General features: G+C 75.4%; 19 protein-coding genes and 1 riboswitch. Of the genes, 9 read left to right on the top strand and 10 right to left on the bottom strand.

Annotated features, from left to right (window positions below; all coding sequences use genetic code 11):
- Positions 1-45: 45 nt before the first annotated feature.
- Together cbiE and cobM are read left to right on the top strand one after the other, a co-directional pair.
- On the top strand, positions 46-1,278 hold the full coding sequence (cbiE, locus tag ABDB74_RS11405; protein ID WP_346618613.1) for a precorrin-6y C5,15-methyltransferase (decarboxylating) subunit CbiE: 1,233 nt from the start codon (positions 46-48) through the stop codon (positions 1,276-1,278).
- Positions 1,275-2,018 (top strand): precorrin-4 C(11)-methyltransferase, encoded by a 744-nt coding sequence (cobM, locus tag ABDB74_RS11400; protein ID WP_346618612.1) that lies wholly within the window; start codon positions 1,275-1,277, stop codon positions 2,016-2,018. The genes cbiE and cobM overlap by 4 nt, the downstream gene beginning before the upstream one ends.
- Here the strand turns inward: cobM and ABDB74_RS11395 are convergent.
- The gene (locus ABDB74_RS11395; protein ID WP_346618611.1) at positions 2,015-3,106 is read right to left on the bottom strand and encodes a cobalt-precorrin-5B (C(1))-methyltransferase; all 1,092 of its coding nucleotides are present in this window, start codon (positions 3,104-3,106) and stop codon (positions 2,015-2,017) included. The two genes, cobM and ABDB74_RS11395, sit on opposite strands and share 4 nt — an antisense overlap.
- A gap of 26 nt (positions 3,107-3,132) precedes the next feature.
- Here ABDB74_RS11395 and ABDB74_RS11390 point away from each other — a divergent pair, with 26 nt between their 5' ends.
- Both ABDB74_RS11390 and ABDB74_RS11385 read left to right on the top strand, forming a co-directional pair.
- Positions 3,133-3,870: a cobalt-precorrin-6A reductase gene (locus ABDB74_RS11390; protein WP_346618610.1), complete on the top strand. Its 738-nt coding sequence runs from the start codon at positions 3,133-3,135 to the stop codon at positions 3,868-3,870.
- A gap of 43 nt (positions 3,871-3,913) precedes the next feature.
- The gene (locus tag ABDB74_RS11385) at positions 3,914-4,279 is read left to right on the top strand and encodes a hypothetical protein (RefSeq protein ID WP_346618608.1); all 366 of its coding nucleotides are present in this window, start codon (positions 3,914-3,916) and stop codon (positions 4,277-4,279) included.
- A 7-nt stretch (positions 4,280-4,286) separates the two neighbouring features.
- Here the strand turns inward: ABDB74_RS11385 and ABDB74_RS11380 are convergent, their stop codons facing one another.
- From ABDB74_RS11380 to ABDB74_RS11370, 3 genes are read right to left on the bottom strand one after another with little or no spacing between them, the layout of a single operon-like run.
- Positions 4,287-5,510, bottom strand: coding sequence for an MFS transporter (locus ABDB74_RS11380; protein ID WP_346618607.1), 1,224 nt, complete (start codon positions 5,508-5,510; stop codon positions 4,287-4,289).
- A gap of 47 nt (positions 5,511-5,557) precedes the next feature.
- Entirely contained in the window at positions 5,558-7,066 is a 1,509-nt protein-coding gene (locus ABDB74_RS11375) for a precorrin-2 C(20)-methyltransferase (protein ID WP_346618605.1), read from the bottom strand.
- A gap of 5 nt (positions 7,067-7,071) precedes the next feature.
- Entirely contained in the window at positions 7,072-7,692 is a 621-nt protein-coding gene (locus tag ABDB74_RS11370; protein WP_346618604.1) for a precorrin-8X methylmutase, read from the bottom strand.
- A gap of 170 nt (positions 7,693-7,862) precedes the next feature.
- Here ABDB74_RS11370 and ABDB74_RS11365 point away from each other — a divergent pair, with 170 nt between their 5' ends.
- From ABDB74_RS11365 to ABDB74_RS11350, 4 genes are all read left to right on the top strand, one after another.
- Complete coding sequence (locus ABDB74_RS11365; RefSeq protein WP_346618602.1) at positions 7,863-8,240, top strand: hypothetical protein; 378 nt, start codon at positions 7,863-7,865, stop codon at positions 8,238-8,240.
- A 332-nt stretch (positions 8,241-8,572) separates the two neighbouring features.
- A complete protein-coding gene (locus tag ABDB74_RS11360) occupies positions 8,573-9,091 on the top strand; it encodes a SigE family RNA polymerase sigma factor (RefSeq protein WP_346618601.1) in 519 nt (172 codons plus the stop codon).
- Complete coding sequence (locus ABDB74_RS11355; protein WP_346618600.1) at positions 9,088-9,642, top strand: hypothetical protein; 555 nt, start codon at positions 9,088-9,090, stop codon at positions 9,640-9,642. Before ABDB74_RS11360 ends, ABDB74_RS11355 begins: the two co-directional genes overlap by 4 nt.
- 186 nt (positions 9,643-9,828) lie before the next feature.
- A complete protein-coding gene (locus ABDB74_RS11350; protein WP_346618599.1) occupies positions 9,829-10,371 on the top strand; it encodes a hypothetical protein in 543 nt (180 codons plus the stop codon).
- 295 nt (positions 10,372-10,666) lie between these two features.
- On the opposite strand, the gene ABDB74_RS11345 is transcribed toward ABDB74_RS11350, so the two are convergent.
- The 4 genes from ABDB74_RS11345 to ABDB74_RS11330 form a co-directional block, all read right to left on the bottom strand.
- Positions 10,667-11,896: a DUF222 domain-containing protein gene (locus ABDB74_RS11345; RefSeq protein ID WP_346623877.1), complete on the bottom strand. Its 1,230-nt coding sequence runs from the start codon at positions 11,894-11,896 to the stop codon at positions 10,667-10,669.
- 188 nt (positions 11,897-12,084) lie between these two features.
- Positions 12,085-13,245, bottom strand: coding sequence for a precorrin-3B synthase (gene cobG, locus ABDB74_RS11340; protein ID WP_346618598.1), 1,161 nt, complete (start codon positions 13,243-13,245; stop codon positions 12,085-12,087).
- A 54-nt stretch (positions 13,246-13,299) separates the two neighbouring features.
- Positions 13,300-14,646 carry a reverse transcriptase family protein gene (locus ABDB74_RS11335; protein WP_346618597.1) on the bottom strand — a complete coding sequence of 449 codons (1,347 nt, stop codon included), beginning with the start codon at positions 14,644-14,646 and terminating at the stop codon, positions 13,300-13,302.
- A 282-nt stretch (positions 14,647-14,928) separates the two neighbouring features.
- Complete coding sequence (locus ABDB74_RS11330; protein WP_346618595.1) at positions 14,929-15,717, bottom strand: DUF4383 domain-containing protein; 789 nt, start codon at positions 15,715-15,717, stop codon at positions 14,929-14,931.
- 134 nt (positions 15,718-15,851) lie between these two features.
- Positions 15,852-15,915, top strand: a riboswitch (cobalamin riboswitch).
- Between the two features lie 52 nt (positions 15,916-15,967).
- Between ABDB74_RS11330 and cobN the strand changes: the two genes are divergently transcribed.
- On the top strand, positions 15,968-19,594 hold the full coding sequence (cobN, locus tag ABDB74_RS11325) for a cobaltochelatase subunit CobN (protein WP_346618594.1): 3,627 nt from the start codon (positions 15,968-15,970) through the stop codon (positions 19,592-19,594).
- Positions 19,595-19,627: 33 nt separating this feature from the next.
- Here cobN and egtD read toward each other — a convergent pair whose 3' ends face one another.
- Both egtD and egtC read right to left on the bottom strand, forming a co-directional pair.
- Positions 19,628-20,596, bottom strand: a complete 969-nt coding sequence (egtD, locus tag ABDB74_RS11320; RefSeq protein ID WP_346618593.1) for an L-histidine N(alpha)-methyltransferase — start codon at positions 20,594-20,596, stop codon at positions 19,628-19,630.
- Positions 20,593-21,297: an ergothioneine biosynthesis protein EgtC gene (gene egtC, locus ABDB74_RS11315; protein ID WP_346618592.1), complete on the bottom strand. Its 705-nt coding sequence runs from the start codon at positions 21,295-21,297 to the stop codon at positions 20,593-20,595. The genes egtD and egtC overlap by 4 nt, the downstream gene beginning before the upstream one ends.
- Between the last annotated feature and the right edge of the window lies 1 nt (position 21,298).

The following is a 21,298-nucleotide window of genomic DNA, read 5'->3' as shown; positions in this document are numbered from 1 at the left end:
CCGTGCACCGGGAGCTCTCCGGAGTGCTCCCTAGGATCGGCGCCCGTGCCAGAGCCCGATGCCCCCGCCGCCGGCCCGATCGTGGTCGTCGGCATCGGCGCGGACGGCTGGGACGGGCTCTCCCCGGCCGCGCGCCGGTCGATCGAGGCCGCCGACGTGCTGCGCGGGAGCGCCCGGCAGCTGGCGCTGGTGCCGCCCGGGGTGGCCGCCGAGCGGGTGCCCTGGCCCTCGCCGCTGGCCCCCGCGCTGCGGGCGCTCCCCGGTGCGCACCCTGGCCGCCGGGTCGTGGTGCTGGCCAGCGGCGACCCGATGCTCTCGGGGATCGGCACGTCGCTGGTCCGGCTGCTGGGCCCCGGCGCGGTCGACGTCGTCCCGCACCCGTCGTCGGTGACGCTGGCGTGCGCCCGGCTCGGCTGGGCGGTCGAGGAGACGCAGGTGGTCTCCGTCGTCGGCCGCCCGGTGGAGCTCGTCGTCCCGCACGCCACCCCCGGGCGGCGGGTGCTGGTGCTGGGCTCCGACGGCTCGACGCCGGCAGCCGTCGCGGCACTGCTGGCGGAACACGGCCTGGGCGCCAGCCGGCTCACGGCGCTCGCCCAGCTCGGCGGCCCGGCCGAGCGCGCCGTCACCGGTACGGCGGCCGGCTGGCCGTACCCGGAGACCGATCCGCTGGTGATCACCGCCGTGGAGGTGGTGGCCGACCCCGGCACCGTGCCGCTGCCGACGGTTCCCGGGCTGCCCGACGACGCCTACGAGCACGACGGCCAGCTCACCAAGCGCGACGTGCGCGCGGTGACCCTGGCGCGGCTGGCCCCGCTGCCCGGGCAGCTGCTGTGGGACGTCGGCGCGGGCGCCGGCTCCATCGGGATCGAGTGGCTGCGCACCCACCCGTCCTGCGGCGCGGTGGCGATCGAGGCCCACCCGGACCGCGCCGCGCGGGTGCGCCGCAACGCCGTCCGGCTCGGCGTACCCGGCCTGGACGTGGTGGAGGGGCGCGCGCCGGAGGCCCTGGCCGGCCTGCCCGCCCCGGACGCGGTCTTCGTCGGGGGCGGCGCCACGGCACCCGGCGTGCTCGACGCCTGCTGGGACGCCCTGCCCGCCGGTGGCCGGCTGGTGGTCAACGCCGTCACGCTGGAGAGCGAGGCGGTGCTCGCCGACCGGTACGCGCGCTCCGGTGGCGAGCTGGTGCGGCTCGGCGTCGCCCACGGCACACCGGTCGGCGGTTTCACCGGCTGGAAGGCGGCCATGCCCGTGACGATCTGGTCGGGAGTCAAGCCATGACGGTGCACTTCATCGGGGCCGGCCCGGGAGCGGCGGACCTGGTCACGGTCCGCGCCGCCCGGATCATCGCCACCGCCCCGGTCTGCCTCTACGCGGGCGCGCTCGTGCCGCGCGAGCTGCTCGACACCGCGCCGGCGGGCGCCCGGCTGGTCGACACCGCGAACCTCGACCTCGACCGGATCACCGCCGAGCTGGTCGCCGCGCACGAGGCCGGCCACGACGTCGCCCGGCTGCACTCCGGCGACCCGTCGGTCTACAGCGCGATGGCCGAGCAGATGCGCCGGCTCGACGCGGCCGGCGTGCCCTACGACGTCGTCCCCGGGGTGCCCGCGTTCGCCGCCGCGGCCGCGTCGCTGAAGCGGGAGCTGACCGTGCCCGGCGTCGGGCAGACGGTGATCCTCACCCGCACCTCGGCGCGGTCGACGCCCATGCCGCCGGGGGAGGACCTGGCCACCCTCGGCGCCTCCCGGGCCACCCTGGTGCTGCACCTGGCGGTGCAGCGGATCGCCGAGCTGGTGCCCGAGCTGGTGCCCTCCTACGGGGCCGACTGCCCGGTCGCCGTCGTCGCGCGGGCCAGCCGGGACGACGAGTTGGTCCTCCGGGGCACGCTGGCCGACATCGCCGGGCAGGTCGAGGCGGCCGGGGTGCGGCGGACCGCGGTGGTGATCGTCGGCTCGGTGCTCACCGCCGGGGAGTTCCCCGACAGCCACCTGTACTCGACCAGCCGATGCCGCCCCTAGGCGCGACCGACGATCGTGCCGCCGCGGTCGATCACCACGACGTCGACCTCGACCGGGGCGCCGCGGAGCACGCCGAGCGCCGTCTCGCGGGCGCCGGCGGCCACCAGGTCGCCCAGGGGGAGGCCGGCCGCCTGGCACTGCTGCAGCGCGTCGAGCGCCGTGTTGGCACCCCGCACCCCCTCGACCAGATCCGGTGGGCCGCCGGCCGCCCGCACCCGCGCGGCCAGCGACTCGGTCGACACCTGCGAGCGGCCGGAGTGCAGGTCGAGGTGGCCGTCGGCGAGCTTCGCCAGCTTGCCGATGCCGCCGGCGATCGTCAGCCGGGGCACCGGGTGGCGGCGCAGGTACTTGAGGACGGCGCCGGCGAAGTCGCCCATGTCCAGCAGCGCGTCCTCGGGCAGGCCGTGCAGCTCGGTGACCACCCGCTCGCTCGTGCTCCCCGTGCACCCGGCGACGTGCTCGTGGCCGGCGGCCCGCGCCACGTCGATGCCGCGGCGGATGGAGTCGATCCACGACGAGCACGAGTACGGGACGACGACGCCGGTGGTGCCCAGGATCGACAGGCCCCCGAGGATGCCGAGCCGGGGGTTCCAGGTCTTCCGCGCCAGCTCCTCGCCGTGCTCCACGGAGATCTCGACGACGACGTCGCCGGTGCCCCCGTGGCGGGCGGCGACCGCGGCGACGTGCGCGCGGATGAACTGCCGCGGCATCGGGTTGATCGCCGGCTCGCCGACCGGGAGGGGCAGACCGGGCTTGGTCACCGTCCCGACGCCGGACCCGGCGCGGAAGGTGACCCCGGTCCCCGGCCCGCCGACGGTCACGCGGGCGGACACGAGGGCGCCGTGCGTGACGTCCGGGTCGTCGCCCGCGTCCTTCACGATGCCCGCGGTCGCGGCGCCGTCCTCGAGCAGCTCCGTCGCCAGGGCGAACGACGGGTGCTTGTCGCCCGGAAGGTCGATCCGGACGGGGTCGGGGAACTCGCCGGTGAGCAGCGCGGTGTGGGCGGCGGTGGTCGCCGCGGTCGCGCAGGCGCCGGTCGTCCACCCGTAGCGCAGCCCGGTGCTGCGCTCGCGGCCCGCCGTCGTCACGCACTCAGCATGCCTGGCCGGTCCGGATGACCGGCCGGGTGCTCGTCCTCGGGGGCACGGGGGAGGCCCGGCGGATGGCGGCGGCGCTGGTCGACCGGGGGGTCGACGTGCTGAGCTCGCTCGCCGGGCGGGTCGCCGATCCGCTGCTGCCACCGGGCGAGGTGCGCATCGGCGGCTTCGGGGGTGCCGAGGGCCTGGCCGGCTGGCTGGCGGAGGGCCCGGTGCGCGCGATCGTCGACGCGACGCACCCGTTCGCGGCCGGGATGACGGCGGCGGCGGTGGAGGCGGCGGCGATCACCGGTATCCCGCTGCTGCGGCTGCAGCGACCGGGCTGGACGGCCGGGCCGGGGGACGACTGGCGCTGGGTGGACTCGCTGGACGAGGCGGCCGCAGCGGTGGCCGGATTCGGGTCGGTGTTCGTCACGACCGGGCGGCAGGGGCTGGCCGCGTTCGCCGGCGTGCCCGGGCAGTGCCTGGTGCGCTCGGTCGATCCGCCGGAGCCGCCGCTGCCGCGCCGGGCGACCGTGGTGCTCGCCCGGGGGCCCTTCGACGTGGCCGGCGAGCGGGCGCTGATGCGGGCGCACGGGGTCGAGGTCGTCGTCACCAAGGACAGCGGCGGGTCGATGACGGCGGCCAAGCTCACCGCCGCCCGAGAGCTGGGGGTGCCGGTCGTGCTGGTCCGCCGTCCGCCGCTGCCGCCCGGCATCCCGGTGGCGGCCACGGTCGATGCGGCCCTGGAGTGGATCCGATCGCGCGCAATCTGATTGCCATGTGTGATGCAGCGGGGCGGCGCGGCAGTCCACGGGCATGACCGAGACCGCGTCCCTCCGTGCCCTTGCCCTCGTCTGCAGCCTCAAGCCCTCGCCCGCACCGTCGAGCAGCGACCTGATCGCCCGCCAGGTGCTCGACGAGCCGGGCAAGCACGGGGTCACCGGGGACGTCGTGCGCGGCGCGCACAAGATCACCGCCGACCTGTTCCAGGGGCTCAACGACATCGGGTTCACCATCCCGTCCCAGGGCGGCACCTACTGGAACGACGAGGCGATGGGCAGCCGCGACTACATGGACCTCGACGAGACCCCCGAGGCGGTCGCCTCCACGACGGCGACCCTGGCCGAGAACGCCGCGCACCTGGCGCGGGCGCTGCGGGCCACCCCGTACCCGGGGAGCTGAGGGCCGGTCAGGCCGCCAGCGACTCCGGTGCCGGCGCTCGGCCGGCGCGGGTCGCCCGGCGGCGCAGCCGCACGCCGGCGACGGCGCCGAGCGCCAGGACCACGAGCACGGCGGCGTAGACCTCGGTGACCGTCTCCAGGCCCACGATGCCCGCGGCGATGCCCGCGGCGACCGCGGGCACGCTGAAGCTGAGGTAGCCGGCGACGAAGACGCTCGACAGGAGCCCGGCGCGCTCGGCGGGCGCGACACCGGCGCTCGCGGTGGCGACCGCGCCCAGGAACGCCAGGCCGAACCCGAGCCCGGAGACGACGGCGGAGCCGAAGAGGACGGCGACGCTCCCGCTGACCAGGGCGGCGATCGTGCCCGCCACCCCCGCGGCGAACACCGATGCGCCGGTGACCATGGCCCGCTCGGGGGCGAGCGAGCGGCCCAGCACCGCGGCGGCCGCGGCCGTCCCCTGCATGGCGAGCACCAGCAGGCCCCCGACGAGGTGGTCGTCGATGCCGAAGACGGAGGCGACCAGCGACGGGCCGAGGGAGAGGTAGAGCCCGCCCAGGGCCCAGGCGGCCACGATCGCCGGCAGGGCGGTGAGGAACGCCGTCCGCTGCGGCCGGGGTACCCGCACGGCCGGGCGCAGCGACCGCAGCGCGCCGGGGGCGCGCGGGGACGTCTCGGGGAGCAGGGCGACCAGGGCGGCGCAGAGCAGGAGGACGACGGCGAGCACGGCGAACACCCACCGGGTGGGCGTGGCGACGTACTCGACGGTGAGGCCGGCGCCGACCGCGCCGAGCGAGAGGCCGATGCCGGGCCCGGCGCTGTTCGCCAGCGGGCCGAGCGGCCGGTCGGGCCGCTGGGTGTCCAGCAGCATCGCGCCCAGGGTGCCGGTGAGCGCACCCATCGACAGGCCCTGCAGCACGCGGGCGGTGAGCAGCCACCCGACGCTGTCGGCCCCGAGGAAGACGCCCATCGAGACGGCCTGCAGCAGCAGCCCGCCGACGAGCACGGGCCGGCGGCCGACGTGGTCGGAGAGCCCGCCCACGACGAGGAGCGCGGCCAGCAGGGCCAGGGCGTAGATGCCGAAGACCGTCGTCAGCATCCCGGGGCCGAAGCCGAACTGCTCCTGGTAGACGCGGTAGAGCGGCGTCGGGACGCCGGACGCCGCCAGCACCAGCAGGAGGATGCCCGCGGTCGACCAGAACGCGGGCGTCCTGGAGAGCGTCGGGGGAACCACGATGGTGGGGAAGGACAACGATCTGCCGGACATTCCCGCCCGGCGTGTCACCCCGGGTAGGTGCGCGAGGTGTAGACGGCCCCCGACGGCGTGACCCGGGTCTGCGACGAGCCGATCAGCACCAGGCAGCGCATGTCCACCGTCTCCGGGTCCAGGTCGCCGAGCGTGGTGACGGTGACCGACTCCTGCGGCCCGCCGACGTCGCGGCCGACGACCACCACCGTGCCGGGGGCGCGGATCTCCCGCAGCACCTGCAGGGCCTCGCCCAGTTGGTGCGGGCGGTGCCGGGACCGCGGGTTGTAGAGGGCGATCACCAGGTCGGCGGCTGCGGCGTGGCGGAGCCGGTCGACGATCACGTCCCAGGGCTTGAGGACGTCGGAGAGCGACAGGATGCAGAAGTCGTGGCCCAGCGGGGCGCCGACGCGGGAGGCGACGGCCTGCGCGGCGGTGAGGCCGGGGACGACCCGCACCGGGACGCCGGCGAACTCGGGCCGGGCGGCGACCTCGAGGACGGCGGCGGCCATGGCGAAGACCCCGGGGTCGCCGCTGGAGACGACGGCGACCCGCCGGCCCGAGCGCGCCAGCTCGAGCGCGTGCGCGGCGCGGTCGGCCTCCACGCGGTTGTCGCTGGGGTGGCGGGCCTGGCGCGGGTTGACCTCGACGCGGTCGAGGTAGGGCCCGTAGCCGACCAGGTCGTCGGCGGCGGCGAGGGCCTCGGCGGCCTCCGGCGTCGTCCAGGCGCGGGCGCCGGGCCCGAGCCCGACGACCACCACCTCGCCGGTCGTGGCCGGCCGCTCGGTCGGGCGCGCCGGCTCGACGAGCTGCGGCGTGAGCGGGCTGGGCAGCAGGGCCAGGGAGAAGTAGGGCACGCTCGCCGGGTCGACGTCGGCCAGCGGCATGCACCGCTGGCGGTCGGTGGTGGCACGCTCGACGTATAGGGCCCGGTCGAGGACGCCGGCCCGCTCGAACGCTTCCCGCACCTGTGGGAAGGTGCGGCCGAGCTTCATCACCGCGGCGGAGTCGGTGGCCGCGAGCCGCTCGGCGAGCTGCTCGGCCGGCAGCGTCCCGGGCAGGACGGTGAGCACCTCGTCGCGCTCGACCAGGGGGCGGCCGACGGCGGCGGCCGCGGCCGTGATGCTGGTGACCCCGGGGACGACCTCGGTGGGGTAGCGGTGCGCCAGCCGCTTGTGCATGTGCATGTACGAGCCGTAGAAGAGGGGGTCGCCCTCGGCGAGCACGACGACGTCGCGCCCGGCGTCGAGGTGGGCGGCGAGCCGGGCCGCGGCGGCTTCGTAGAACTCGTCGATGGCGCCCTGGTAGCCGCCGGGGTGGTCGGTCGTCTCGGTGGTGACCGGGTAGACCAGCAGCTCCTCGACCTGGCCCTCGCGCAGGTAGGGCTCGGCCAGCGCGCGGGCGACCGAACGGCCGTGCCGGGCGGCGTGGAAGGCGACGACGTCGGCGGCGCCGATCAGCCGGGCGGCCTTGACCGTGACCAGCTCGGGATCGCCGGGGCCCAGCCCGACCCCGTAGAGCCGGCCGGGGGAGGAACCGTCCACCGCGCTCACTCCTCCGTGCTCGCGATCGCGTTGACGGCGGCCGCGGTGATCGCGCTGCCACCGCGGCGGCCCCGGACCACCAGGAACTCGAGGTCGGACTCCGCGAGCGCGTCCTTGGACTCGACCGCGCCGATGAACCCCACCGGGATGCCGACGACGGCGGCCGGCCGCGGCGCGCCCGCGGCCACCATCTCCAGCAGGTGGAACAGGGCGGTCGGGGCGTTGCCGATGGCCACCACGGCGCCGTCGAGCCGGTCGCGCCACAGCTCGAGCGCCGCGGCGGTGCGGGTGGTGCCCAGCTCGGCCGCGAGGCCGGGGGTGCGGGGGTCGTTCAGGGTGCAGACGACGTCGTTGCCCGCGGGCAGCCGGCGGCGGGTGACCCCGCTGGCGACCATCTGGGCGTCGCAGAGCACCGGCGCGCCCGCGCGCAGGGCCTCCCGGGCGCGGGTAACCACGGTGGGGGAGTAGGCGATGTCGCCCACCAGGTCGACCTGCCCGCAGGCGTGGATCATCCGGACCGCCACCTGGGCGACGTCGGCGGGCAGGCTCGCGAGGTCGGCCTCGGCGCGGATCGTGGCGAACGAGCGCCGGTAGATCTCGGCGCCGTCCTTCTCGTAGTCGTACATCGGCACGGAGGCTACGGCCCGCGCCGCGACGGCCGTCCGGGGGAACGGTGGCCGGGGCTCCGACCGGCCGCCGCGACATGCGGGCCGGCGACGACCGGACAGTCCGGGAGGGTGATGGATGGGTTCATCCCGCAGGAGCGGCGGCCGGGCGACCGCGCACAGTGATCGCCATGAGCGCGCCGGAGAACGCCGACGTCCTGCACCAGTTGATGGCCCGGGAGCCGCTGTTCCACCGGACCGAGTTCGGCACCTCGCGGGCGTCGTTCGAGGCGATGACCGCCGAGGACTTCTGGGAGGTCGGCGCGTCCGGAACCTGCTACGACCACGAGTTCGTCTGGTCCGTGCTCGAGCAGCGCTATGCGGAAGGGGCGCCGGAGGAGTGGGAGACCAGCGACTTCGCCTGCCGACCCCTGGGCGCCCACACCCATCTGCTGACGTACCTGCTGCGCCAGGGATCCCGAGTCACCCGTCGCGCGACCATCTGGGAGCGGACGACCGACAACTGGCGTGCCGTCTACCACCAGGGCACCGAGGCCGGCGGGAGCTGACCCAGCAATGGACCCATGCCGTCACCCTCATGAGCCGTACTCCGCTCACTCCAAGTTCGGCAGCAAGCGTTGTTCTGGGTGGGAAACACGCCGCGTCGGCTGCGGCACTCCGGACTCTACGCCGACACCCTGAGCCCTGTCCCACGCGGAATGCCACGTGGCCGGGGCCGGGGCCCGGGCCCGGGCCCGGGCCGGGGCCGGGGCCGACCGCCGACTCACCCGGTCGGAGGACCTGGCTGAAAGAAGCTGGCTGTCCTCTCAACCTTTCCGGCGGGTCGGGCGTGTGTACAGGTGAGAGCGCACCCGGCCGGGGTGCCGGACCGGGGGGTGCTGTGGTCAGGGAGAGCGAGGCCGACTTCGCCGACTTCGTCGCGCAGTGGTCTCCGGCGCTGCTGCGGGTGGCCTACCTGCTCACCGGTGACCGCTGGTCGGCCGAGGACCTGCTGCAGGCTGCCCTGCTGAAGACATCCCGGCGCTGGTCGAAGATCGCCGACCACCAAGCCGCCTACCCCTACGTGCGCCGGGTGCTGGTCACCACCCAGGCCAGCTGGCTCCGCCGCCGGCGGGTCACTGAGGTACTCATCGACCAGCCGCCCGATGACCACTCGCCTTACGGCGACCCGGCGGCCGTCCCGGGCCGAGCAGTGGCGGCGCTGGAGGCGCTGCCATCCCGGATGCGAGCGGTAATTGTCCTTCGCTACTACGAGGACCTGTCCGAGGCCGAGACCGCCGCGGCGCTGGGCTGCTCGATCGGCTCTGTGAAGAGCCAGGCATCCCGTGGACTGGCACGCCTGCGCTCCGTACTCGCTCCATCCACCGAGAACACCCTGCAGCGAGAGGAAATGCGATGAACAGCAGCGACCTGCGCGACGCGCTGCGCCGCGACGCCGAACTCGTCGGTGAGCCGCCCAGTGACCTGCTGGAGCGGGTCGAGGACCTGCGCCGGCGGAGCAACCGTCGTCGGACCGGCGTCGTGGCCTCCACTCTCGGGGTGGCGCTCGTAGTGGCCGCCATCCCCGTCGGCGGTGTGCTGCTCGACCAGCCCGCCGGCGGGAACGTGGCCGCACCGGCCAACGCCGCGGCCGACGCCCCCGCGCCGGCTGCGGCAGAGCCGACCACGCCCAGCCTGGAGCAGCAGCGCGCGGATGCAGCCGAGATGTTCGGCATCACCGACCCGCCGGACGTGCCGGTCATCGCACTGGTGAGGCCGGAGCAGAAGGAGGCGCTGGTAACGGCGTGCATGGCGGAGCACGGCTACGCGCCGACTGAGGAAGGTCACTACGCGATCCCGAACGCTGAGCTCGCCGCCTTCCACCGCGCGGAGTACATCTGCGACGTCAGCTACCCGATCGACCCGGCCCTCGTCGGCGTCCCCGCCGACGAGGACCGGATCATCAACTAGGTCCGACCCGTGGCTGCCCACCAGACCCATCGAGCGAGGCAGTTCCGCCAGGCATCGACTGGCGGCCGGTGGGCGAGCGCCCGCCCGTGGCTGCTCGCCGGCTGCGTCGGCCTGCTCACCGGGGCTCTCGTCGCCTGCGCCGCGTCCCCGCAGGCCGGGGACCCGACGCCCGATGTCGTGCCGCCGATGGCACTCCACACGTTCCCGCCCGGATTCGAACTCGAGCCGCTGCAGGCTGTCCCCGAGAAGGTGCCGCCCCGTGCCGACGGGCTGGGACTCGGTGAGTATCTGTCCTATCCTCCCGTGCCCGCGCAGATGCACGAGCTGCTGGAGCGGCTGAGCAGACAGTTCGACGGTTCGCCGGACTTCGGATTCCCGGAGATCAGCCTGGACCGCACCCACGTGGTGGTTCGCTGGCACGGACGGCCCCCCGCGGCCCTGCAGGAGCTGCTCGACGAGTACGCCGACGCACCCTTCGACGTCGTCCTACAGCCGACCGAGTACCCGACCGGCGAGCTCCGAGCCGAGGCTCAGCGACTGGTCCGTGACCACGCTCCGATCGTGCAGGCCGCGGGCGCGAGGCCCTCCGGGGACGGTGTGGACGTGCTGGTGTCGACCGACGCCGTGGACGCCGTGGGCAGCGCCGAGGCGGCCCTCAAGGCGCACGGCATCGACAGCAACTACCCGCTGTACCTCAAGATTGGAGGCGTCGTCCCGGCATCAGGGTGAACGAGGCACGCCGTGACACCGACTGACTGACGCTGCCGTATCCCACGGCAGTGAGCCCCGGCTACGCGCCGTGCAGAGAGCCCCACCGTCATCTGGACGGTGGGGGCTCTTGTCGTTGCTGGGTGGTCTCGGCACGTGGGTCAGCGAGTACCCACTCTTCGTCATCGACGTCGGAGAGGTCGAGCCCGCCTGGGATGCGGCTCTAGGACGTCGGACCGGCGTGTCAGTGCCTCGCGAACAGGCGCGTACGGACGACTGCTCCAGTTCACGTGGCGGCCGACCGGGTCTGACGTGGTCAGCCCGTGCGTGAGCGTTCGGGTTCTGCGGTGCTGCGGGGGAGGATGAGGATCTCGGTTCCGTCGGGCCGGTAGGTGTGCCATCGGCCGCTGGTATCTCGTTCGACGCGGAAGCCGTGGTGGACCTTGGTGTGGTGGCGTTCGCACAGCAGCGCGGAGTTCTCCAGCGAGGTTTCTCCGCCGTCGGCCCAGTGCACGAGGTGGTGGACGTCGCACCAGGAGGCCGGGGCGTCGCAGCCGGCGAACACGCATCCCCGGTCGCGGTACTCCACCGCCCGGCGCAGCGGCGGCGGGACCACCCGGTGCCGGCGGCCCAGGTCCAGGAGCTCGCCGTCGGGGCCGATGACGATCCGGCTCACGTTGCCGTCGCAGGCCAGCCAGCGGGCGCGGGCGGCGGAGATGGTCGCGCCGAGCCCGGTGGTGGCCGCGCCGGGTCCGGTGGCGGGGTCGACCAGGTCGGTGAGGTCGATCCGGACGATGACGTGCGGCTTCACGGTGCGCAGGACCGGCAGCTGCCCGGAGGCGAGCTGGTTGTCGGCCAGCTGGACCAGGGCGTCGGCGGACTGCTGGGCGCGGGTGCGCATGTCCCCGGCCGGGCGGGATGCCTGGACGATGGATTCGACCGCGGCCTGGAACTTCTCCCCGCCGACGGCGTCGAGCTCGCCGCGGAATCCGACGCTGCCATCTGCGTGGGTGACGAACACCAGTGACCGGCCCTCGGTCGGGTCGGGTTCGGGCCCGTCGGGGTCGAGCCGGGCCAGGTAGTGGTCCACGACCTGGCGCAGTTCGGCGTGCGGGCGGCTCGCGGCGACCTCGGCCAGCGTGGTGTCCACCCCGGCGAGGTCGACCTGCTGGGCCTCGGCGGCGGCCACGTTCCCCGGCGCGGCTACCGGGGCGATCACCGCGACCGCTTCGGCGGTGATCGCACCCGCGGTGGCGGCCTCGGCCACCGCCGGCAGCTGCGCCAGCGCCCGCCCGGAGCGCACCATCCGCGACGCCGCCGCCGGGGAGAGCCGGGCGTGCCCGCGCAGCCAGGACGCCATCGCCTTCTGCCCGTCGTGCTCGGCGGCGGAGGTGACCTCGCACTCCCGCACGGTGCGGATGACCTCCGCGGCCAGCCGGTTGCTCGCCACCAGCAGCGGCCGCAGCCGGTCGAGCAGCTGCGGGCCGAACCGGCCGGACAGGTCCTCGGCCGCGAGGTCGTCCAGCGCGGCCGTCAACCGGTCCAGCGCATCACCCGCAGCTGTCGAACACATGTACGAAGATTTCCCGCAGATCTGTGGACAGGCGTCTGACCTGCGCTTTCGGGTTGTCGATGCAGGCTGACCCCGGTAGTCTTGACAGCGCGGCCGCAGGGACCGATCACGAACGGCTCGGCGTCGTGCGGGCCTGGCAGCGGCGTGCGCTCCTCCGCGGATCAGCCGCGACCGGTGCCGCCGACCCGGTAGCCGGCGCCGGTGGCGACGACGTCGACCACCTCGCCGGACGGGCGGCCGCAGCGGCGCTCGCACCCGGCCCAGTGCTGCCGAGCGCCGCCGGCGGGCAGCGTGCCGGCCGCGACGGCCGAGGCCGCGTCGGTGCGCACGTCGGCGAGCGACTTCGCGCAGCCGGGCCGCCCCGCGCAGGCCGTCACCTGCAGCCACGGGCTGCCGGCGTCGAGCACCAGCCCGGCCGCCGCGAGCACGTCGGCGGCCGAGGCGTCCGGGAGGTCGGGGACGACGACGCTGCGCCACGGGGTCAGCTGCAGCCCGGCCGGGGCCGTGTCCGCCAGCAGCCCCGCCTGCTCCGCCGTCAGCCGGCCGAGCGGCACGACGGCGACCACCGCCGTCCGCCCGTCGTCCTGCCGCACCGCACCGGCCGGCCCGGTGCGCGGGGGAGCCGGGACGTCGACGAGCGGTCCGGTCGGGGCGTCCAGGGCGGCCGCGATGCGGGCCGGGCCCTCGGTCAGCTCGGCCACCCGCCAGGCGGTGCCGCCCTGGGCCGCGCGCTCGCTCACGAAGGCGCGCGTGGCGGCCAGCGCCAGCGCGACGGCGTCCCCCGGGGCGGCGCGCAGGCCGGTGTCGGCCCCGGCCAGCAGCAGCGCCACCGTGCCAGCGTCGAGGGCCAGCAGCCCGACGTCCGGCGCCTGCCCCGCGACGTCGCCACGGCCGTCGTCGAACGCGGCCAGGAAGCGGCCGGGCAGCTCGGCCAGGGCGGGATCGGCGCACAGGGCGGCGTCGAAGGCCGGCACCCAGGGGCGCACGTCCAGCAGTCCGCCGGCCCGGCCGCTGAGCACGCTGGCCAGCACGTTGCGCGCGGTCTCGTGGGTGGCGCTCGGCAGCAGCCCGGCCGCCGCCAGCCGGTCGCCCAGCTCCGGCTCCGCGCCCGGCCGGAGCCCGCGCAGCTGGACGTTGCCGCGGCTGGTCAGCTCCAGCGCCCCGTCCCCGAGCTCCCGGGCGGCGGCGGCGAGGACCCGGAGCTGGGCCACCGTGAGCGCGCCGCCGGGCACCCGCACCCGGGCCAGGGCACCGTCGGCTGCGGCGTGGGTCTGCAGCGCACCGGGGCAGGCGTCGGCGCGGGCTCGGGGAATAGCGGTCATGGCGCCCGCGAGGCTACGTCCCCGGCCGGTGTCCCTACCGCGGGCCGTCGGGGCTCAGCTCCCGTCGATGCTCCAGTCGATGCGGTCGGCCATCGCGTGCAGCCGGGCGCCGAACGCCGGATCGACCGATGCGGCCCAGGCCACCCGGCCCAGCACGTGGTCGCGGAAGCCGGCGGGGTCGCGTCCGCGGAGCTGGGTGGTCCACCCCCGGGTGGCGCAGTTGTGCAGCAGCGCGCGCAGCGCGTCGCGGTCGCGGCGGGGCAGCGCCGGATGGTCGTTGACCACGACGCCGAGCACGTCCTGCCGCCGGGCCGCGCTGATCGTGCGGGTCTTGGCGGTGTTCACCCGGAAGCCCTCCTCACGCGCGATGTCGCCCACCAGCTCGGCGAGCCGGCCGCGGCCCACCCGGCTGCCGCCGCTGAAGGTCAGGTCGTCCACGTAGCGGGTGTAGGTGGCGTCGAACGACGCGGCGAGCGCAGCCAGCCGGCGGTCCAGTCGGTAGCAGACCAGGTTGGCCAGCGCGGGCGAGGTGGGTGCGCCCTGCGGCAGGTGCGGCACCGCCAGCCCGGCACCGAGCCGCCGGTGCCGTTCCCGCGCCGTGAGGTCGTCCGGCAGCGGGATGCGCCGCCACACGGCGGCGGGGAGCACCGTCGTCACCAGGCCGGTCACCGCGTGCGCGACCGGCTCGGGCAGCCCGGCCTGGCCCAGCAGCAGCCCGTGGACCCGGGGCGCGGGAATGCCCGCGAAGAAGTGCTCCAGGTCCATCCGCAGGACGACGGCGGCGCGCGCGTGCGGTGCGGCCGCCGTCCGCACCGACCGGCCGCGGACGCACCCGTGCGCGGCATCGTGTACCGGAACCGGGTCGAGCACGTGCCGCAGCAACCGGCGCTGGATCTCCTTCAGTCGGGGCTTGGGCGCGGCCAGGAGCCGCACTCCGGCCGGGCGGTCCACCGCTCGCCAGCGGTAGTGGCGCAGCGGCTCCGCCGCCGTGCGCTCCAGGGTGCGGGCGTCGGCGAACCAGGCCAGCTCGCCCTGGTCCAGGTCGAGCAGCCGGGCCAGGACGCTCAGGTCCGACAGCTCCACCGTGGGGAGCCGGGGGCGGACCACGGAGGTGGGGACCGGCTCCCAGCGCACCACCCTCGGCGGCACGTCGGCCTCCTGGCCGCGCGCCCAGCCCGCCGTCGTGCGGATGAACCCGGCCAGCTCCCGCGGGCGGTCGGCCGGCGGTTGCCAGTAGGCCTCGAGCACCTCACCGACCAGCGTGCCCACCCAGCGGGGGGCCCGGCGGTACCCCAGGGCGACGGCGACCCGGCGGACCATCGGCGGCCGCCGCCACCGCCCGGCCAGCAGCGCGGTCGCGATGCCGGTCGCGAGGACCTCGGCCCGGCGCGCGGTGGTCACGTCCCGGGAGCCGGGAGGGGACGGCGGGGAGGGCAGCCGCTCCGTGACGGAGGCGCCGGGACGTGCGCGGAGCGCGCCGTCCGGCGGGTGGTGCATCGTCCAGCTCTGGTGCGAGGCCCCGGGGTTGCCCCGGAGGAACCGGCTCCTCGCCGGTCGTCCTGCCCTCCCCGCCGCACCGGGCCACGGTAGGGGGTCGATCCGGTCCTGGCCAGGTCCGATGTGCCGGGCTCCCGGACGTCGAGGGTGGCCTCGACCGCCCGTCGGAAAGGCGAACCGCCAGACCTACGGCCTGACCGCCGGCCCCCCGGCGGGCTCGTCGAAGGACATCCACGCCCGACGGCGGTCGGCCCGGCTGCGGTGGTGGGACATCGCCTCCACCCGGCGCCGCTGGTCAGCGCTGGCGGTGTGCTGGACCACCGCGACCTCCGCGTCCCGCATCGCCCGCTCGGCGGCGAACTCCGCCGACGTCGAGGGGTACTCGTGGCTGCGGTCGCCGACCGCCTCGTCCTCGGCGGGGTGGGCGTAGGGGCTCTCGGGCGGCAGGTTCCCGCTGACCCGGCCGTAGGCCCCGAGGAGCAGCAGGACCAGGCCCGCGACGACGGAGAACACGACGTTGGCGAAGCGGAACGCCAGGAAGTTCAGCTCGGTCTGCAGGACGGCGAGGTTGGCCAGCGCCGAGACCAGGAAGAGCGCCCCGACGACGATTATGACCGTCGACGCGATGCGCGGCCCCTTCACGGCGGCGGCGACGAGCACGGCGGCGGTGACGACCGAGATGGTCGAGAGCAGGCCGTTCGACGACAGGCCCAGGATCCGCTCGCCGTCGGTCGAGAAGAAGTCCAGCCCGTCGGCGAAGCCGAGGATGCCGAACACGGCGATCACCGCCGCGACGACCACCGCGCCGATCCGGTGCACGGCCGGCACCGGGCTGGCGGCCGGGGAGCCCCCCGGCTCCGGAGGGCCGGAGCCCGCCGGCTCGGCGGCACGGGCCGGCGGGGCGGCCGGTCCCGAGGGACCCGGTGGCGCCTCGGGGGTGGTGCGCGTGCGGCGGAGGTGCGGACGCAGTGCCATGACGACTCCTTCGGGGCGAACCGGTCGATACCCGTCCTTCCCCTCCGGGGCGCCGTCCGGATGCGGACGGTGGGTACCGGTTCGCGCAGCGCACGCACCCCGGTAGCGTCCGGAGCACAACACGGCAGTGCAGCGAGGAAGCCGGTGCGAACCCGGCGCGGTCCCGCCACTGTGAGCCTCCGGGCGAGCCAGACACTCCGGCTGCCGTGCCCAGCGACCCGGGGCGCGGACCCCCAGGGAGGCGGAACGCGTGTTCACCCTGCTCTCCACCAGCGACACCGACCTGCTGTCGGCCCGGGCCAGCGGCGCGGAGTGGCGCCTGGGCAACCCGGCCCGGCTCGACGACGCGGGCATCACCGCCGCGGTGGAGGGCAGCGCGCTGGTCGTCGTCCGCATCCTCGGGGTGCGGCGGCAGTACGAGGAGATGCTCGCGCCGCTGCTCGCCGGGCCGGTGCCGGTCGTCGTCCTCGGGGGCGAGCAGGTGCCCGACGCCGAGCTGATGGAGCTCTCCACCGTGCCGATGGGCGTGGCCACCGAGGCCCACGGCTACCTGGCGCAGGGCGGCCCGGACAACCTCGTCCAGCTGCACCGCTTCCTCTCCGACACCGTGCTGCTCACCGGAGAGGGGTTCGAGCCGCCGTCGGTCGCCCCGGACTGGGGGGTGCTCGACCGCACCCCCGCGACGACGACCGGCCCGCGGGTCGCCGTCCTCTACTACCGGGCGCACCACCTGGCGGGGAACACCGCGTTCGTCGAGGACCTCTGCACCGCGATCGAGGCGGCCGGGGGACAGGCGCTGCCGGTCTTCACCGCCAGCCTGCGCACCGTCGACCCCGGGCTGCTGGAGACGCTGCGCACCGCCGACGCCATGGTCGTCACCGTGCTGGCGGCCGGCGGCTCCCGGCCGGCCACCGCGCAGGCCGGCGGGGACGACGGCGCCTGGGACGTCGGCGAGCTCGCGGCCCTCGACCTGCCGGTGATCCAGGGGCTGTGCCTCACCCGGTCCCGCGCGGAGTGGCTGGCCGACGACGACGGGCTCTCCCCGCTCGACGTCGGCAACCAGGTGGCGATCCCCGAGTTCGACGGCCGGCTGATCAGCGTGCCGTTCTCCTTCAAGGAGACCGACGAGGACGGGCTGACCTCCTACGTCGCCGACCCGGAGCGGGCGGCCCGCGTGGCCGGCACCGCCGTCGCCCACGCCCGGCTGCGGCACACCCCGCCGGAGGAGCGCCGGATCGTGGTGATGCTGTCCGCCTACCCGACCAAGCACGCCCGCATCGGCAACGCCGTCGGCCTGGACACCCCCGCCTCGGTCGTCCGGCTGCTGGCCGCGATGGCCGGGCAGGGCTACGACATCGGGCCCTTCGACGGTCCGGACGCCCTGCCCGGGGTGGCCGACCTCGACGGCGACGCGCTGGTGCACGCGCTGATCGCCGCCGGCGGCCAGGACGCCGACTGGCTGACCCAGGAGCAGCTCAGCGGCAACCCGGTCCGCATCCCCGCCGCCGAGTACCGGGCGTTCTTCGAGACGCTGCCGGCCGACCTGCGGGAGTCGATGGAGGAGCACTGGGGCCCGGCGCCCGGGTCGCTGTTCGTCGACGAGTCCGACGGCGCGATCGTCTTCGCCGCCCTGCGCGCGGGCAACGTCGTGCTGATGGTGCAGCCGCCGCGCGGCTTCGGGGAGAACCCGATCGCGATCTACCACGACCCCGACCTGCCGCCCTCGCACCACTACCTGGCCGCGTACTGGTGGCTGCGGTCGGTGTTCGGCGCGCACGCGCTGGTGCACGTCGGCAAGCACGGCAACATGGAGTGGCTGCCCGGCAAGACCGTGGGCCTGTCCGCCTCCTGCGGGCCGGACGCCGCGATCGGCGACCTGCCGCTGATCTACCCGTTCCTGGTCAACGACCCGGGCGAGGGCAGCCAGGCCAAGCGCCGGGCGCACGCCACGCTGATCGACCACATGGTGCCGCCGATGGCGCGCGCCGACTCCTACGGCGACATCGCCCGGCTGGAGCAGCTGCTCGACGAGCACGCCAACATCGCGGCGATGGACCCGGGCAAGCTGCCCGCCGTCCGCGCGCAGATCTGGACCCTGCTGCAGGCGGCCAAGCTGGACCACGACCTCGGCCTCAACGAGCGGCCCGAGGACGACCACTTCGACGAGATGATCCTGCACGTCGACGGCTGGCTCTGCGAGATCAAGGACTCCCAGATCCGCGACGGCCTGCACGTGCTCGGCACGCCGCCGTCGGGCCGCAACCGGGTCGACCTCGTGGTGGCGATGCTCCGGGCACGGCAGATCTGGGGCGGCTCGGTCGCCCTCCCGGGCCTCCGCGAGGCGCTCGGCCTCGTGGAGGACGGCACCGCCGGGCTCACGGCCACCGACGCCGTCGAGGCGCTGGCCGACGCGCTGGTCGGGGGCATGGAGGAGCGCGGCTGGACCGCCGGCGCGGTGGACGACGTCGTGCGCGAGGTGCTCGGCCGGGACGACGAGGGCGTCGCCGCCGTCCTGCGGTTCGCCGTCGCCGAGGTGGTGCCCCGGCTGGAGCGCACGACCGACGAGCTCGACGCCACGCTGCACGCCCTGGACGGCGGCTACGTGCCGGCCGGGCCGTCGGGGTCACCGCTGCGCGGGCTGGTCAACGTGCTGCCGACCGGCCGGAACTTCTACTCCGTCGACCCGCGCGCGGTGCCCTCCCGCCTCGCCTGGGAGACGGGGCAGGCGATGGCCGAGTCGCTGGTCGACCGGTACCGCGCCGACACCGGCGAGTACCCCCGGTCGGTCGGGCTGTCGGTCTGGGGCACCTCGGCCATGCGCACCTCGGGCGACGACATCGCGGAGGTGCTGGCGCTGCTCGGCGTCCGCCCGGTGTGGGACGAGGCGTCGCGGCGGGTCACCGCGCTGGAACCGATCCCGCTCGACGAGCTGGGCCGGCCGCGGATCGACGTCACCGTGCGGATCAGCGGCTTCTTCCGCGACGCCTTCCCGCACGTGGTCACCATGCTCGACGACGCGGTGACCCTCGCCGCCTCGCTGGAGTCGGAGTCCGACGAGGAGAACTACGTCAAGGCCCACGTCGACGCGGACCTCGCGACCCACGGCGACCGCCGGCGAGCCACCACCCGCGTGTTCGGCTCCAAGCCCGGCGCGTACGGGGCGGGGCTGCTCTCGCTGATCGACAGCCGGAACTGGCGCGGGGACGCCGACCTCGCCGAGGTCTACGCCGTCTGGGGTGGCTACGCCTACGGCCGGGACCTGGACGGCATCGAGGCCCGACCGGACATGGAGACGGCGTACAAGCGGATCGCGGTGGCCGCCAAGAACGTCGACACCCGCGAGCACGACATCGCCGACTCCGACGACTACTTCCAGTACCACGGCGGCATGGTCGCGACCGTCCGCGCGCTGACGGGCTCGTCGCCGGCGGCCTACATCGGCGACTCGACCCGGCCGGAGCAGGTGCGCACCCGGTCGCTGACCGAGGAGACCTCCCGGGTGTTCCGCGCCCGCGTGGTGAACCCCAAGTGGCTCGCCGCCATGCGCCGGCACGGCTACAAGGGCGCCTTCGAGCTGGCCGCGACCGTCGACTACCTGTTCGGCTACGACGCTACGACCGGCGTCGTCGCCGACTGGATGTACGAGAAGCTCGCCCAGACCTACGTGCTCGACCCGGAGAACCGGGAGTTCATGGAGAAGAGCAACCCGTGGGCGCTGCACGGCATCGCCGAGCGGCTGCTCGAGGCCGTCGACCGGCAGATGTGGGCCGAGCCGGACCCGGCGCTGCTCGCCGAGCTCCAGCAGGCCTACCTCGACACGGAGGGCGACCTGGAGGGCGGGGAGACGCCGGCGGCCGCCGACGCGGGCCGCCCCTGAGCGGGCGCCGGCGTCGAGAGGGGCGGCCGGGCGTCAGACGGGGGTCGAGAGGGTGACCCCGAAGTCGCCGTCCGGGTCGGTCCACCAGCGGGTCAGCCGCAGCCCGGCGGCGGCCAGTTCGGCCTCGACCCCGGCACGGCGGAACTTGGCCGAGACCTCGGTGCGCATCTCCTCACCGCCGGCGAAGGGGACGTCGAGCTCGAGCGCGCCGACCCGCACCCGCTGGTCGACGCGCGACCGGAGCCGCATCTCGATCCACTCCTCGGCGGGATCCCACCGGGCCACGTGGTCGAACAGGTCCGGGTCGAAGGCGGCGTCCAGTTCCCGGTTCAGCACGGCGAGGACGTTCCGGTTGAACTCGGCGGTGACCCCGGCGGCGTCGTCGTAGGCGCGCACGAGCCGATCGGGGTCCTTCACCAGGTCGGTGCCGAGCAGGAAGGTGTCGCCGGGGTTCAGGGTGCCGGCGAGGTCCCGGAGGAACGCGGTCCGGGGGCCGGGCTCGAGGTTGCCGATCGTGGAACCGAGGAAGGCGACCATCCGTCGGCCGTCGCGGGGCAGTTCCCCGAGGTGGCGGGTGAAGTCACCGACCACCGCCAGCACGTCGACCGCCGGGTACTCGGCGGTGATGGCCGCGCCGGCGGCGTGCAGCACGCTGGGATCGACGTCGAAGGGCACGAACCGGCGCAGCGTGCCGGCATCGCGCAGTGCGGTCAGCAGGAGACGGGTCTTCTCCGACGTCCCGCTGCCGAGCTCGACGAGCGTGTCGGCGCCGGACGCCGCGGCGATCTCGACGGCCCGCGCCCCGAGCACCGCGCGTTCGGCCCGCGTCGGGTAGTACTCGGGCAGCCGGGTGATCTCGTCGAACAGGACGCTGCCGCGCTCGTCGTAGAACCACCGTGGCGGCAGGGACTTCGGCCGTGCGGTCAGCCCGGCGAGGGCGTCCGCGCGCAGGGCGGCCGAGGCGTCGACCAGACCCAAGTGGTCGATGAGGGACAGTGTCACGCGGACTCCGGTGGGTCGAGGGGGACGAGCGCGACGCCGTCCGGCGTCACCTCCACGAGATGGCGATCGGGGACGTCGGTCCACGACGGGTCGTCGTCCCACGGTTCGCTGGCCAGCGCCGTGCCGGTGGGCGTGACCAGCACCGACAGGGTGTCGCCCCAGGTGGTGGCGAGCAACCGTGCGCCGTCGGCGGCGAGCAGGTTCAGCCGGGCCGCCGGGTCGCGCCCGGCCACCTCCCGGACGACGTCCGCCAGGGCGTCCAGCCCGCGGTCGAACACCAGCGCGGCCAGCAGCGCGCTGTCGACGGTGGACTCCGCGTCCCGCACCGCGGGCAGCGCCGCACGGTCCACCCGGCCGTTGTGCGACACCAGCGCCCGCCCATCGGTGAACGGCGCCGCCGCGCTCTCCTCCAGCGGCATGCCGACGGTGGCCGAGCGCACCGCGGCCACGACGCAGCCCGAGCGCAGCACCGGCGCGACCGACGCGAAGGAGGGGTCGGCCCACAGCGGCCGGGGGGACCGCCACCGCACCGGACCGTCGGATCCGGGAGCCCAGAAGCCCACGCCCCACCCGTCGGCGTTGACCGTGCCGTAGCGCTGCCGCCGCGGTGCCCACGACTGCACCAGCAGCGAGGACGGCGGCTCGAGGACGAGCTCGGCCAGCGACCGCGGCTGTCCCAGCCAGCCCAGGTGACGGCACACG

It is taken from the genome of Blastococcus sp. HT6-4, assembly GCF_039679125.1.
In the GTDB taxonomy this organism is placed as follows: domain Bacteria; phylum Actinomycetota; class Actinomycetes; order Mycobacteriales; family Geodermatophilaceae; genus Blastococcus; species Blastococcus montanus.
The sequence above is the reverse complement of the archived record's forward strand: the minus strand, read 5'-3'. Positions and strand labels throughout refer to the sequence as shown.